11 protein-coding genes are annotated in these 14,727 nt (G+C 53.3%); 7 read left to right on the forward strand and 4 right to left on the reverse strand.

Annotation, left to right across the window (positions count from 1 at the left end; translation table 11 throughout):
- Positions 1-48: 48 nt before the first annotated feature.
- Positions 49-447, reverse strand: coding sequence for a hypothetical protein (locus tag ABD843_RS06310; protein WP_345080182.1), 399 nt, complete (start codon positions 445-447; stop codon positions 49-51).
- 151 nt (positions 448-598) lie between these two features.
- Between ABD843_RS06310 and ABD843_RS06315 the strand changes: the two genes are divergently transcribed.
- A complete protein-coding gene (locus ABD843_RS06315) occupies positions 599-1,255 on the forward strand; it encodes a J domain-containing protein (protein ID WP_345080185.1) in 657 nt (218 codons plus the stop codon).
- A gap of 26 nt (positions 1,256-1,281) precedes the next feature.
- Positions 1,282-1,884, forward strand: coding sequence for an acyltransferase (locus ABD843_RS06320; RefSeq protein ID WP_345080188.1), 603 nt, complete (start codon positions 1,282-1,284; stop codon positions 1,882-1,884).
- Positions 1,885-1,955: 71 nt separating this feature from the next.
- Here ABD843_RS06320 and ABD843_RS06325 read toward each other — a convergent pair whose 3' ends face one another.
- Complete coding sequence (locus ABD843_RS06325) at positions 1,956-2,147, reverse strand: cold-shock protein (RefSeq protein WP_345080191.1); 192 nt, start codon at positions 2,145-2,147, stop codon at positions 1,956-1,958.
- 157 nt (positions 2,148-2,304) lie between these two features.
- The gene (locus tag ABD843_RS06330; protein WP_345080194.1) at positions 2,305-6,507 is read right to left on the reverse strand and encodes a reprolysin-like metallopeptidase; all 4,203 of its coding nucleotides are present in this window, start codon (positions 6,505-6,507) and stop codon (positions 2,305-2,307) included.
- Positions 6,508-6,672: 165 nt separating this feature from the next.
- Here ABD843_RS06330 and ABD843_RS06335 point away from each other — a divergent pair, with 165 nt between their 5' ends.
- The 5 genes from ABD843_RS06335 (at position 6,673) to ABD843_RS06355 (ending at position 13,240) form a co-directional block, all read left to right on the forward strand.
- On the forward strand, positions 6,673-8,004 hold the full coding sequence (locus ABD843_RS06335; RefSeq protein WP_345080197.1) for a hypothetical protein: 1,332 nt from the start codon (positions 6,673-6,675) through the stop codon (positions 8,002-8,004).
- 96 nt (positions 8,005-8,100) lie between these two features.
- On the forward strand, positions 8,101-9,207 hold the full coding sequence (locus ABD843_RS06340) for a sensor histidine kinase (RefSeq protein WP_345080200.1): 1,107 nt from the start codon (positions 8,101-8,103) through the stop codon (positions 9,205-9,207).
- On the forward strand, positions 9,200-9,892 hold the full coding sequence (locus ABD843_RS06345) for a response regulator (protein WP_345080203.1): 693 nt from the start codon (positions 9,200-9,202) through the stop codon (positions 9,890-9,892). Before ABD843_RS06340 ends, ABD843_RS06345 begins: the two co-directional genes overlap by 8 nt.
- A gap of 24 nt (positions 9,893-9,916) precedes the next feature.
- Positions 9,917-11,884 (forward strand): KUP/HAK/KT family potassium transporter, encoded by a 1,968-nt coding sequence (locus ABD843_RS06350; protein ID WP_345080206.1) that lies wholly within the window; start codon positions 9,917-9,919, stop codon positions 11,882-11,884.
- 21 nt (positions 11,885-11,905) lie between these two features.
- The gene (locus ABD843_RS06355; RefSeq protein WP_345080208.1) at positions 11,906-13,240 is read left to right on the forward strand and encodes an outer membrane beta-barrel protein; all 1,335 of its coding nucleotides are present in this window, start codon (positions 11,906-11,908) and stop codon (positions 13,238-13,240) included.
- Positions 13,241-13,245: 5 nt separating this feature from the next.
- Here ABD843_RS06355 and ABD843_RS06360 read toward each other — a convergent pair whose 3' ends face one another.
- Positions 13,246-14,700 carry a hypothetical protein gene (locus tag ABD843_RS06360; protein WP_345080210.1) on the reverse strand — a complete coding sequence of 485 codons (1,455 nt, stop codon included), beginning with the start codon at positions 14,698-14,700 and terminating at the stop codon, positions 13,246-13,248.
- Between the last annotated feature and the right edge of the window lie 27 nt (positions 14,701-14,727).

The raw sequence follows: 14,727 nt of genomic DNA on the forward strand, positions 1-14,727 counted from the left end.
CTTTGTGTCATAACGTAAGGAGCCTTGTATTATTGCCGGGATGGATGTTTACTCCTCGTCTGGGAATTTCTGTTCTGCATTCAGTGTCTCAGCCACTTTCATTGCCAGCTGTGTTCTTTCCTCCACCCTGCGTACACGTTCCTTGGCTTCGTTTATGAGGCGTTGTAGTTCATCTTTACGCTCGCCATGCAGCTTTTCCAATGCCTGCGATGCCATACCCAGCGCTACGAACCTGACGGAGTCCAGATCGATGAAAATATCCTGCATAGTGGGTTCTATCAGCAGGGAGGGGTTTTTCTCCAGGCTATTGTTCCAATCGTCAATATGGTTATTGGCCGTGTCGGCAGCGGCTACCAGGTGTTTGCCTGCTTCGAAATATCTCTCCTCTTCACTTTTGCAGGAAAAGAACAGGATAGCGGATGCCAGTAATGCGATGATGTGTTTCATTGTAATGATGAATTAGAGACCGTGAAAATAGACAAATGTTCAAAAGGATGATGGACGACATATCCACAAATTCCCGGCTGCATTGTCTTGCTTTTAGCTTTTCATGCATATTTCTTTCATGCTACGCGCGTAACTTTGCAATGTTCTTAAAATGCAACTGAAGGACCATTACAAGACGCTGGGAGTAAGACCATCTGCCGTGCAGGCCGAAATAAAAAAGGCCTACAGGGAGCTTGCCGTGCGCTATCACCCTGATAAGAACCCCGGTAATGAGTTCTGCGAGGCACAATTCAAAGAGGTGGCCGAGGCATATGGCATACTGGCCGACAAGGACAGGCGCGCCAAATATGATGATGAACGCTGGCTGATGGGCATGGGCTCCAAGACATCTTACGAAGATGCTGTGACCCCTGAATGGCTAAGAAAGGTATGCATGGAGCTGAACAGCAGCCTGGCTACAATGGACACGCACCGCATGAGCCAGCGCGCCCTGCAGGCATATATAATGCTCATATTGTCCGACGCGCATATAGGCGTACTGCTGCGCGACGGCGATAAGGCTGTGAACGGCGCCATAGTATCGGAATTGCTGAAGGCCACCGAGCGGCTGGAGATAGGATACCTGGGCGAGGTATTGCATGGCCTGCGGCTCATTGCAGGTAGCGATGCCGGTATGAAGGGCATGATAGCTGCAAATGCCGCAGACCGCCAGCGACAAAACCGCAGGCAGCGCATGTTCCCCTATGTGGTCATTGCCGTCACCCTGGCATTATGCGTTTTCATGTACCTTTACGGAGGTATGAGCTGATCATACAGCAGCCATCATTTCTCATCATGTTCTACTCTTTCAAAGGTTTCATACCGGTGGTACATCCATCGTCCTTCGTGCATCCGCAGGCCGCCGTTACCGGCAATGTGATAATAGGCAGAGATGTGTACATAGGCCCCGGCGCAGCCATACGCGGCGACTGGGGCGGTATAGTGATAGAGGACGGCTGCAATGTGCAGGAGAACTGTACCATCCATATGTTCCCCGGCATCACCATCACCCTGCGCGAGGGGGCACATATAGGCCATGGGGCCATAGTGCATGGCGCTAACATAGGCCGCAATGTGCTGGTGGGTATGAACTCTGTACTGATGGATGAAGTAGAGGTGGGCGACGAGAGTATAATAGGCTCTATGGCCTTTGTGCCGGCCAAGACCATCATACCTGCGCGATCGCTGGTGGTGGGCAACCCCGCCAAAGTGATAAAGCAGGTGAGCGACGATATGCTGGCCTGGAAGACCATGGGCACCCGGCTATACCAGGCATTGCCTGCCGACTGCCACGATAGCCTCATTGCCTGCCAGCCACTGCACGAGGTGCCCGCCAACAGGCCTGCGCAGGAAACCCTCTACGCCACATGGGAGACCATAAAACAACAGAAGGGCTGACCGTATAAAAAAGAAAAAGACGTGTTGCAAAACACGTCTTGGAATGATATAATGTATGTCTGCTGTGAAAATTAGATAACCTTAACGTTCACTGCATTCAGACCTTTCTTACCATTTTGTACTTCGAAAGAAACCCTGTCCTTTTCGCGGATCTGGTCTTTCAGGCCCGATACGTGAACAAAGATGTCCTGGCCGCCGTTAGCAGGCGTAATGAAGCCAAATCCTTTGGTCTCATTGAAGAATTTTACTGTACCTTCTTGCATTGTGGAATGAATAAAAAATTAATAATGGAGCAAATCTACATTTTTTTTATAAAACAACAAGAAAACCGGGAATATTTCAAAAAGAAATGATCGTTCGTTGTTCTTAACATTTTTTGACCGGGCCACATGACGCATCATGCGGCCCGGTGTTTTTGTGTTATTTCTGTGTCACTATCCTGAATATGGCACGCTCTTCGCCTGCTGTAACGATCACCATATAGGTGCCTGCGGGCAGAGACGCATCCAGCGATATCTCTTCGCTTATGCTGCCGTTCCTTACCTGCGCTGCTGTGCTGTACACGGTCTGGCCCAGCATATTGGCCACATATACCGATACATTGCCTGTGCCGGCCAGCCTGCCGTTCACAGTAAAGGTGCCCTTGTTGGGGTTGGGGCTAACGGTGAACGAACTGCCGTTCTTCGTCACTTCCCATATGCCCGATGTTACAGATACAGTGAAGCCATTGCTAAGCGCTATAGGCGGCGTAACGCAGGCCATGCTGGTCGTCACTTTGCAGTGTACCACCTGGCCATTCACCAGTGAGCTGGTAACATATGTGGCCGATGTAGCGCCGGGTACCAGCACACCATCTATGAACCACTGGTACACAGGCGATGGGCCTGCATTGGGCGCTATGGCCGCAAATGTGATGGTCTCTCCGGGATGTATGGTAGTGGGGCTGGCGCTGATGTGTACCACATTGGTAGCAGGCGCCTGTACGGTCATTACCAGCGGTGCGCTGGTCACTACGGCTGCAGATGCGCATGCCGCGCTGCCCGTCATCTGGCACAGCACTACATCGCCATTGGCAGGGGTGGTACTGTAGCTGGGGCCTGTACCCACGCTTATGCCATTCACACGCCACAGGTAGGCCGGGGTAGGGCCGCCGTTCACAGGTACTGCATTGTAGGTCACAGAGCCGCCGGTACATATGGTATCGTTGGGGTCGGGCGCTATGCTGATACCGGGTGTTACGCTGGTAGCTACCGTCATGGTATCGGCATCCGATGCTGTGGATGGCGTAGCGCATGGCAGGCTGCTGGTGAGCACACAGGTCACTATATCGCCATTGGCAGGTGTGTATGCATATGTGGGCGATGATGTACCTACTGCAGTACTGTTCACATACCACTGGTAGGCAGGTGTGCTGCCACCGTTCACAGGGGTAGCGGTAAACGTGACCACGCCTACGGCAGAGCATATATTGGTGCCCGGTGTGGTGACCACGCTAACAGATGGTGTTACCGCTGTACCGCTCACCGATACCGTTACTGTAGTAGATGTGCCTGTGCATATACCCGCTGTGATGCGTACACGGTAGGTGCCCGCAGCGGTTGCTGTATAGGTGGCATTGGTCTCGCCTGTTATGTCCGTGCCGCCATCCTGCCACTGGTAGGTAAGGCCTGCAGTAGAGGGCGATGCAGTGAGTACCTGGCTGCCGCCTGTGCATATGGTGACCGTGCCCGATGGGCTCACAGTGGCCGCAGGTGTGCTGTTCACAGTAACTACTACCGACGAGGCAGAGGTACAGCCGCCACCCGTTACCGTGTAGCTGATGGTAGTAGTGCCCGCAGCTATACCGGTTACAGTGCCCGAAGTATTCACCGTGCCTACAGCAGTGCTGGTGCTGCTCCATACACCCGATGGCGTAGTATTGCCCAGTGCGGTAGTGCTGCCCACGCATGCCTGTGGTGTACCGGTGATGGGGTTCACGGCCACAGGTGCGTTCACGGTCACATTCACGGTAGCTACACCTGTGCCGCAGCCATTGGTAACGGTATAGGATATGGTAGTAGTACCTGCGCTGATGCCTGTAACTACGCCCGATGTATTTACCGTGCCTACGGCAGTATTGGTGCTGCTCCAAACGCCGCCCGGTGTGCTATTGCTCAGCGAGAGGGTGTTGCTCACACACACAGGTGCATTGCCGGTGATGGCGCCGGGTGCGGGTATGGCCAGTACGGTCACCACGGCAGTTACATTGCCTGTGCCTGCATGGTAGGTGATGGTGGTAGTGCCAGCTGTTATACCTGTTACTATACCGTTAGTGTTGTTCACTGTGCCTACGGCTGGGGTGCTGCTGCTCCATGTGCCGCCGGGTGTGGCATCATCCAGGTCGGTAGTGGCGCCTATACATACGGTGAAGGTACCTGTGATGGCCGCTGTAGTAGGGCCTGGGTTCACCGTGAAGTTGGAAGAGTTGATGTTGAAGAACACATTGCCCGATCCTTTCACCTTTATACGCGCCTGTGTAGTGGTGGTGGCAGGGTTGGCTATGCTCACGCTGGCCGTTCCCGTATTGGGGAAGGTGCCTATGGTGTATGGCCATGTGTTGCCACCGTCGGTAGACATGTATATGTCCACATTGGCTGCGCTCACGGGTGCAGCGTTGGTGCCTACCACATCCCAGGTTATGGTCTGTGTAGAGCCGCCGGTATAGGTAACTGCGGTGTTCTGGCTGGTAACGCGGAAGCCCCTGTAGCCATTGCCCGCGCCTGTAGCTATGGCATTGATGTGTATGGTGTCGTCAGGTATGCGGAAGCAGCCCAGGCCGCCTGCTATGTTGCGTATCACCGTTTTGAAGGTGAGGTAGCGGGCCGTATCCGGGGCTTTCTCGCCACTGTTCACCAGTACGCCGGAGAGTACGTTGGAGAGCGTGGGGAAGATACGCGTCTCGGTGTATGCCGGCTGGTAGCTGCGGAATATAGGGCCGTTGAAGAACGTCTGGTTGAAACGCTTCCCGAAGTCGCCCAGGTTCCACTGGAACCAGCCATACGTCATGGCCGTATCGGTACCAGAGCCTACAGCGGTGGGGCTCGTCAGCTCGAACGGTGTTTTGTAAGGTATATTGTAGGTAGCTATGAAGCCCGCTATAGTGGCAGGGGTATGGCTGGTAGTGGTGTTCACCGCGCAGGTGCTGCCACCGCCGGGGCCTGTCTGTGTCAGCTCGGCCTGTATACGTTCCAGGCTGCTGGCGCTGAAGTAGGGCGAGCTGTTGGACTGCACATTGTCAGGATTGCATATGCCGGCATAGTCCATGATGGTGACACCGCTGCCGGGCTCGTATGCCTGGCTTGCCGATGCATTGCCACCACATGCGCCATCAAGGTTGTTGTTGTAGGTATGGCCCGATCCGAACTGGTGGCCCAGCTCGTGGCATACATAGTCTATATCGAAGGCATCGCCTACGGGAGATGAAGTGCCCGTTACGCCCCTGGCCTTCTGGCCGTTGAGGCAGGGTACACCCACAGCAGCTATACCGCCACCGCCAGTAGTGAACACATGTCCCACATCATAGTTGGCCGAACCGATACGGGCATCACATACCGACTGGTTGGTGTCAAGGCATGAAGGACCGTCCGAATCCACAAGGTTAAAGGGATCGTTGCCATTACTGCTGCCTGTGGCAGTGGGCCATATCAGCAGGTTCTCATTGGTCACAAAGTTCAGCTGCACTGCTATCTCCCTGTTGTACACACCGTTCACGCGGTTCATAGAGGTGGTCATCTTGCTCAGGCAGGTAGGTATCGTAGCTGCAGCAGGGGCTGCCTGGCAGTAGAAGTGGTCTGCGCTGAGGGCCAGGCGGTAGGTGCGCAGTGTAGCGCCATTGGTGGTAAGGGCCGCCATGCCATGGTCGCCTGTGGTGAGTGGCGTAGATCCATCGGTATTGTGCAGGTCTACAGGCATGCCGTGCAAATGCAGGTCCTTCAGGTCGGTACCGGGCAGCGCGGGCGCTGTCTTTTGCGGCATCAGCTCGCCGCCGGGCTGTGGCTCGTTCATAGAGCCATGTACGCCACATACCATGCGCTGCGAATACGGTCTTTCCTCATTGCTCTTGTAGTGAACGATATAGTATTCATTGGTATAGCCGTCGTATGGGTCTATGAAGGCCACATCACGATCGTCGAATATGGCAGAGTGGAAGCCGAAGAGCGTAAAGTCGAACTTGGCGGTAACGCGTTTGTCGTTCACTGCCTCGCCGGTGAACGTCTTGATGTCCGGGTACAAGGCCGACATGTGCTCGTCCATCATTGGCGTTTCCCAAACCCTGAAGTCGCGGCGCGTACCATCGGGCATGGGTATGCTGATGATGGACGCATTGGCATAGCTCGATGACACCGCCCAGAACTGGGTGCGGAGCGCAGAGACGTTGAGCCTGTACAGGTCGAACTTAGTAGCGTTCGACAGGGCGCGGCGCGGCGGGGCCTGCGAAAGGGGTATGCGGGTCCATACGTCGTTGCTTACGGTGCCTGCCTGCTGCGCTGGTGCGCCGGTGGGCCTTCCGGGTAGCTTTTGTGCCAGTATGTCTCCGCTATGCATGCAGGAAAGCAATGCGATACATGTAAACAGTTTTTTCATGTTGCGTTACGCTTTTGTAAAGAAGTGCTGAAATTAAAAAAATATGCTGATAAAACCATACATAAGTGTGCGTGAAGCCGCTATCGATATTTATTCTGTTTATATCGATGTCATGGATGAATGTATAATTTTGCGCCGTTCATGATGGGAAAAAGGATGTTTCTTTTGCTGGCGATGCTGTACCTGGCCATAGGTACAGAGGCAGGTGCATATACATACCCGCAGCACAGCGAAAAGAATAGGAAGGAGACCCGTGCCGAGCGCCGGGAAAGGAAAAGGAAGGAAAAATATGCTACAGAGGCGCCCAATGGTGCTGCAAAGGCCGCTGCCGGGAATGACAACAAAGAAAAGCCCAAACAGCCCGGCCCCAAACGTAAGCAGGAACTGAGCTATCCCGAAACAAGGCTGAAAAAAAGATACCGCGTGAGCGTGGTAGTGCCGCTATACCTCGATGAGCTGGTGCGTGGAGAGTCGGTTACCTTCAAAGACAAGGTGCCCGATAAGGCTGCGGCGGGACTTGCCTTTTACCAGGGTGTAAAGCTGGCCGCCGATAGTCTGGAACGTGCTGGGGCGCAACTGGATGTATACATACACGATGCAGGCTCTTTCTCCGAATCGCCCGAAATGCTGATAAGCAACCGCAAGCTCGATTCTACCGACCTGGTAATAGGCGCCGTGGAGCAGCACGATATACCTGCACTGGCAACATATGCGCGCAAGAAGCGGATCAATTTCGTATCGGCACTCACCAACTACGACGGATGGGTGAAGGACAACCAGTACTTCACCATGCTGCAACCCTCGGTGAAGAGCCATTGCGAGTTCATAATAGACGAGCTGTCGCGCAGGTATGCCGGGCAAACGGTGCCCCTGCTGTACCGCACCTCTTCGCTGGCCGATGACAATGCCGCGCTCTATATGCTGAACGACCTGTATAGCGATGTCACCTTTCACAAGCTGCAATGCAATACGCTACCTACCCGCGAGACACTGGCAGGCATACTGGACAGCACCCGCCCCAATATACTGGCCGTGAGCATCCTCGATGCCACATTCGCCGATAGTATACTGGCATCGCTGGCGCGGTACTATCCGGGTGTACACTTCGAGGTGTGGGGTATGCCTACCTGGAACGGTATACCATCGCTGCGCAAACAGAACGCCTATAAGAACATCACTGTGCGTGTTACTTACCCGTTCAATTTTGCCAAAGGCGACAGTACTTTACAGTTATCCATACAGCAGGCTTTCAGAAGGGATTTCGGCGGTGTACCATCCGAAATGGTGATGCGCGGCTACGAGACCATGCTGTGGTATGGTACACTGCTGCGCCGCTATGGCACCATTTTCAACAACGATTATACCGACCTGCGCGGCGCCCCCTTTACCGACATGAAGATAAAGCCCCGCTGGGACCGCAACGGCAGCCTGCTGTACCTGGAGAACAAGAACATATACCTGTCTACCTACCAGGGTGGCATATACAAGACCGAGTAGGCATACCGGGGCAGTTCTTTATAAAATCTTTATGTTCCGTCAGCGTTATTTTATGCGGCACTTATAGGCAAGCGCCTACCTTTGTGCCCGCAAACAATGACCCGGTGTTCCGGGTATAGCATGGTAAAGCTGTTCATCAATACTATCAGTCAGCAGAGGCAATGTCTCTATAGTATAGTTACTGTGGCGCTGGTATCATTGTTCTGTGCCTTTGTATCGCCCTACATAGGCTATCATGTAGTAGCTTTCATACTGCTGCTTACGGTATCTTTCATTGCCATGCTGTTCGATATAGTGCCGGTACTGCTCACCGCGCTGCTCAGTGCTGTGGTATGGGACTTCTTTTTCATTCCGCCCTATTTCACTTTTATCGTCAGCAGTGCCGAAGATGCTATTTTCCTCATGATGTACTTCGTGGTGGCGCTTACCAGCGCAGCGCTCACCTACAAGATACGGCAGGTGCAGAAAGTGGCACGGCAGAAGGAGGAGCGCATAAATACCATTCGCCTGTACAATACCCTGCTCAATTCGCTGTCGCATGAGCTGCGTACACCTATAGCCACCATCATAGCTGCTACCGATAACCTGCAGCACAGCAATGCACGCCTTACCGATACCCACCGCAGCGACCTGGTGAGCGAAATAGCCATAGCCTCTATGAAGCTGAACCAGCATGTAGAGAACCTGCTGAACATGTCGCGGCTGGAATCGGGGTTCATTCAGCTGAAGTATGACTGGTGCGACATGAGCGAGCTGCTATATGATACGGTAAGAAAGATAGAAGAGAACAAAGTAAGCCAGAAGATACTGGTGCAGGTAGCCGCAGATATGCCACTGGCGCGTACTGACAAAGGCATGCTGGAACAGGTACTGTACAACCTCCTGTCGAACGCTACCCTCTATACCCCTGCCAGCAGCACCATAAGCATAAGCGCAGCAGCAGTTGATAATGTGCTGGAGCTTGTGGTAGAGGACAATGGGCCCGGCTTCCCGCCACAGGAGATAGATATGGTGTTCGAAAAATTCTATAGGCTGCGCAATACGGCCACTGGCGGCACAGGGCTTGGCCTGTCCATAGTACGCGGGTTCGCAGAGGCCATGGATGGCACCGTAACTTTGCAGAACAGGGTAGAAGGTGGTGCCCGTTTTACCGTAAAGCTGCCTGCAGAGATGTCTTATCTAAAGAATCTGAAACATGAGTAAGGCAGCGATACTGGTGATAGATGATGAAGCGCAGATGCGGAAGCTGCTGGAGATAACCCTGGAGAGCAGTGGTTTCGGGGTGCTGCATGCCACAACGGGAAGAGAGGGCATAGTAGCCGCAGCAACGCATCCGCCGGATATGATACTGCTGGATATAGGATTGCCCGATGAGAGCGGGCACGAAGTGCTGAGGAAGCTGCGTGAGTGGTATACGCACCCTATAATGATGCTATCGGTGCAGAACAGTGAAGAGGATATAGTAAGGGCACTGGATAATGGTGCTAACGACTACCTGGTGAAGCCCTACCGTACTGGTGAGTTGCTGGCGCGCATACGCTCGCTGCTGCGCCGGTCGGGTACAGATGATGCCACACTTGTGGTCTCCGCAGGCGATATCACCATAGATCTTGCGGCCCGTACCGTGAAGAAGGGCGGAGCAACATTAAAACTCACAGCTACGGAATATACGCTGCTATCGCTGCTAGCACGGAATGCGGGGCGGGTGCTGACACACCAATACCTGCTGCGCGAGGTGTGGGGCAATAGTTATGTCAACGAATCGCAGTACCTGCGCGTGTTCATAGCGCAGCTAAGAAAGAAAATAGAGAAAGACCCCAACAGGCCCGCCATCATACTTACCGAATCGCGAATAGGGTACAGGTTCGCTGGCGCCGACCACATCTGACAGAACACTAAATAACTGACAACAATGAGACCGGATCAGAAAGACCCGGGCAAGGTGACCGTTGCCACCCTGCTCGTAGCCCTTGGCATTATCTATGGCGATATAGGTACCAGCCCGCTCTATGCCCTGCGGGCGGTAGTAGGCACACGCGCCGTTACCGAGCAGCTTGTATATGGTGGTGTGTCCTGCATATTCTGGACACTGGTGCTACAGACCACTGTAAAGTATGTATGGCTCACACTAAAGGCCGATAACCAGGGCGAGGGTGGCATCTTCTCGCTGTATGCGCTGGTGCGCCGATATGGCAAAAAAATGGTGATACCTACCATACTGGGTGCTACTACCCTGCTTGCCGATGGCATCATCACCCCGCCATTCTCTGTGGCTTCGGCGGTAGAGGGCCTCAACTCTGTGAAGGGGCTGGAGCACATCATCGTTCCCGGCAATTCGCTTACAGTGGGTATAGTTATAGCCATACTGTCGGGGCTTTTCCTGTTCCAGCGTTTCGGTACATCGGCAGTGGGGCGCACATTCGGGCCTGTGATGTTCGTATGGTTCGCCATGCTGCTGGTGATGGGCGTTGCCAATATGATGCACTATCCCGATGTGCTGAAAGCACTGAACCCCTATTATGCCTACGACCTGCTGGCACACTATCCGCATGGGTTCTGGTTGTTGGGCTCGGTGTTCCTGTGTACTACGGGCGCAGAGGCCCTCTACTCCGATCTGGGGCATTGCGGTATAAAGAATATCCGCGTTACATGGGCCTTTGTGAAGACAAGCCTTGTGGCCAACTATGCAGGGCAGGCCGCATGGATACTGCACCAGGGCAAAAGCACCATAGGCGATGCGAATCCTTTCTTCGATATGATGCCACACTGGTTCCTGCTGCCGGGTATCATCATAGCTACGGCGGCTACCATCATAGCTTCGCAGGCGCTCATAAGCGGTTCGTTCACGCTTATCAACGAAGGTATCAACCTCAACTTCTGGCCGCGCGTCACAGTACGGCAGCCTACCGATGTGAAGGGACAGATATACATACCCAGTGTGAATACGATACTATGGGCAGGCTGCCTGCTGATGATACTGTACTTCCGCAGCTCTATACATATGGAGGCCGCCTACGGTTTCTCCATCACTGTGGCTATGATGATGACGACCGTGCTGCTGTCGGTATACCTGTTATACAGGCGCAGGTGGCATCCGTTGGCGGTAGGTATCATAGTGCTGGTCTTTGCCAGTGTAGAGGTCTCTTTCTTCATTGCCAATGCCGCCAAGATAAAGGAACGGTGGATGTTCCTGTTCTTCGAGCTCTTCATCTTCATGGTGATGTATGTATGGTACCGGGCCCGGAAGATCAATAATGCACATGTAAAGTTCACCGACCTGGGCAAGCATATACCACTCATTACAGAGCTGAGCGAGGACGATGATATACCTCGGTTCTCTACCCACCTTGTATACCTCACCAAGGCCAATAGCCGCAACCAGGTAGAGGAGAAGATAGTCAGGTCAATATTCTCGAAAAAGCCTAAGCGTGCCGATGTGTACTGGTTCGTACATGTACACCGTACAGAAGAGCCCTACACCATGAGCTACGATGTATCGGAACTGGCCGATGATAAGGTGATAAAGGTGAACATCAATTTGGGTTTTCGCATACAGCCGAAGACAGAGCTCTACTTCAAAAAGATAGTAAAGGAGCTGGTAGCAAATAAGGAACTGAACCTGCACATAAGGCCCGATGGGTCTACCAGGTACAATAGCGAGCCCGATCTGAAGTTCGTGGTGATAGAGAAGTTCCTGTCGGTAGAGAACGAGCTGGCACTGAAAGATGGCCTGCTGCTGAATGCTTACTTCTTCCTGAAAGAGCTGGGCCAGAGCGATGAAAAGGCCTTTGGGCTGGACAAGAGCGACGTGGTGGTAGAACATGTGCCACTGGTGTACCAGCCGGCACAGAAAATAGAATTGCAACGACTCAAAAAATAGTGTACTAATTCAACTGATATCATGCAACGAACGAACAAGATAAGGACCGCATCATTGGTCATAATGATGCTCATATTTTCAGATACGGCAATGGCAGCCGGCGATACTACGATACAAAGGGTACCTTTCGAGGGTTATGAACTTACATGGTTAAACGGGCAGAACCGGCAGACCGACCTGCCGCTGACACTGAAGGATAAGGATGGTGAGACCATACTGACGGGCGTGGCCTTTGTGGACGGCTACTACAACTATGATGTGAACAACCCCATAGACAATACACACACCATATCATCGTCCATAGGGCGCAACAATGAGTTCACGCTGAACATGGCCAGCGTGGGGCTGGAGACCGGCTACAAGAACATGATAGGACGCATATGGCTGCAGTATGGGCAGATGGCCTCTATAGTACAAGACCTTGATGGCACTGTAGGCCATGGTCGCAACACCGGCATCAGCAACCTGCGCAATATACGCGAGGCGGCAGCGGGCTACCATTTCAACAAGTGGTATGGCATAAATGCAGAGATGGGCATCTTTATGAGCTACATAGGGCTGGAAAGCTATGTACTGAACGAGAACTGGTGCTACCAGCGCAGTATGCCTTGCGATCTCACTCCTTTCTACTTCAGCGGCGCGCGGCTGCAGATGTTCCCCTCGCGCAAGCTGAAGCAGGAGATATGGGTGCTTAACGGCTGGCAGAGCTATAATAGCTGGAACCGCGCACCCGGCCTGGGCAGCTCTACCTACTGGCGGCCCGATACCGACCTGCAACTGGTGGCCAATTTCTACATAGCCGGGCAGGATACACGCAATATGCCCGGTGTACTTCGTTACCACCACGATCATAGCATAGTGAAGCGATATTACAAGAATGCAATGACAAAAGGTATATCGCAGGCGGCTTTCAGCATCAACGATCATTATGGCTTCCAGGCAGGCAATGGGGTAGAGGCCTCAAAGAACTATATGCTGGGCACATCTATTGCCAACCGCATATGGTTCCACAGGAACAAATATGCTCTCACCCTTCGTGGCGACTATGTAACGCATCCCGGGGCATACCTTGCGTTCGTGCCATCGCCTGTAGCGGCCAATGACTATAACGATGCCATTGCCGGCGGGCGCACACTGAACCTCTTCCAGGCCACTGCCACGATAGACGTGATGCCCAGCCAGTACATCACCCTTAGGCTAGAGTATGGTTACCGTTCTTCCAGCATACCTTACTTTGCCGGCGCGGGTGGCACCACATCGCCTGATGGCTGGCAGGATACATCTCCTATAGGCTGGCGGCCCGACCTGGTAAAGAATGAGAGCCGTGTGACGGCAGCCGTCTGTTTCAGGCTATAATACCTCTAGAATTTCACCCTTGCGAAGCAGAGCTGTTTCTTGTGGAAGCAGGGCACTATCAGAACCCGGCCCGATACCTGTTTGGCAGAGCGTGGCAGCCAGTCGGGATAATCGGTACCCTCTATGGACAGGCCTCGGGTATCGGTCTTGCCCTCAGGTGTAAGGGTAGACATCTGTATGCGCGAATGGTTGGAGTCGAAATCGTTGTACAGGAAGGCCAGCGTACCACCGGTGTTCAGTAGCGCGAAGGAAGAGAATACACCCTCATCCTCCTGCGAATATTGCTGCTTGGGAATGAAGGCGCTCCACTCACGCACACCGTTCTTGTCGTAGGCCAGCGCCATTATGTCGTTGAAGTGGTACTCGCGTACCGACGAGCTCATGGCAGGGCTGTAGAAAGAATAGTAGCCGAAGCTGGGCGCGAAAGAGCTGCGTGTAGTGATGTACTGCACTTCCGATACCAGCACGAAGCCGCCATCGTTCTTCACTATTAGCTGGCGTACCATGTAGTTGTCGAACGAGTAGCCGCGACGGTGCTCTCCGGCACTGGTCAGCAGTTCGTTATCGAAAGGTATGAAGCGGCGGGTGGTATAGGTGCCTGTAGCTATATCGTATGCGGCATAGATAAACCCTGCGAACCTGCCGTTCTTTGAAGTGGCATAGAAGCCGCCGAAGTATACCTTGTTGTTCACATTGTCTATACGGGTATAGCCGCCGGTGGCAAAGTACTCGCCCAGCTCCATCTCTTTGGCCGCAAAGCTGGTAGCGCCCGGCGCCAGGGCCAGTATCCAGTACTGGTCGGCATGGTCTTGTGCGCCGGTGGGCGTATAGGCCGCCATGTATACCGTGCCATCATTGGCCACATTCACCTCGCCATGTTCGGGCATGTTCTCGGTACGGAAGGTGGCCTTGCTCTGCTTCACTATATTGCCATTGTCGTCCAGCCATTTGCCCGAAAACTCTATTTCGCTCTTCTTGTCCGTGGCGCTGTATATCAGTATCATCTTCTTGTTCTCCGATACCGATGATGAGAAATAATTCTTAGTAGCGCCAAATATGCTGGTCTTGGTGCTGCCCAGCTCTATGGGTTTGCCCTTCATGAGGCCGTGTGCATCCAGCATGGCCACATACTGCACCACCTTATTGCTTTCCAATGCCTGGTATATGGCCATTATCTTATCGGGATAGGCCACGAAGCGCACCTGGTATATACGCTGGGGAAAGAAGTCCAGCATCACGGTGGCCACCTTGTTCATAGAGTCGTCATATGCGTCCAGCCTTGCGGCCTCTTCATCCTTCACATAGGTATACAGCAGCCCGCCTGACATGCCTACTATGGCATAGGAACTGTTGCGGTAGTCGAACTTGTCGTATCGGGAATAGGTGACATCCTGAGCGGCGGCCCGGATACTGAGTATCGTCGCCAGCAATATCATCAGCAATGATCTGCATCTGGCCATACTCAAACCTACATGAAAATGCGCATT

The sequence above is a fragment of the Nemorincola caseinilytica genome, from assembly GCF_039540515.1.
GTDB lineage: Bacteria > Bacteroidota > Bacteroidia > Chitinophagales > Chitinophagaceae > Nemorincola > Nemorincola caseinilytica.

Bases quoted from the DNA above. Each gene is read 5' to 3' on its own strand.
- ABD843_RS06350 (WP_345080206.1), top strand. From the start codon at position 9,917: ATGAGACCGGATCAGAAAGACCCGGGCAAGGTGACCGTTGCCACCCTG.
- ABD843_RS06355 (WP_345080208.1), top strand. From the start codon at position 11,906: ATGCAACGAACGAACAAGATAAGGACCGCATCATTGGTCATAATGATG.
- ABD843_RS06315 (WP_345080185.1), top strand. From the start codon at position 599: ATGCAACTGAAGGACCATTACAAGACGCTGGGAGTAAGACCATCTGCC.
- ABD843_RS06325 (WP_345080191.1), bottom strand. From the start codon at position 2,147: ATGCAAGAAGGTACAGTAAAATTCTTCAATGAGACCAAAGGATTTGGC.
- ABD843_RS06310 (WP_345080182.1), bottom strand. From the start codon at position 447: ATGAAACACATCATCGCATTACTGGCATCCGCTATCCTGTTCTTTTCC.
- ABD843_RS06345 (WP_345080203.1), top strand. From the start codon at position 9,200: ATGAGTAAGGCAGCGATACTGGTGATAGATGATGAAGCGCAGATGCGG.
- ABD843_RS06320 (WP_345080188.1), top strand. From the start codon at position 1,282: ATGTTCTACTCTTTCAAAGGTTTCATACCGGTGGTACATCCATCGTCC.
- ABD843_RS06360 (WP_345080210.1), bottom strand. From the start codon at position 14,700: ATGGCCAGATGCAGATCATTGCTGATGATATTGCTGGCGACGATACTC.
- ABD843_RS06340 (WP_345080200.1), top strand. From the start codon at position 8,101: ATGACCCGGTGTTCCGGGTATAGCATGGTAAAGCTGTTCATCAATACT.
- ABD843_RS06330 (WP_345080194.1), bottom strand. From the start codon at position 6,507: ATGAAAAAACTGTTTACATGTATCGCATTGCTTTCCTGCATGCATAGC.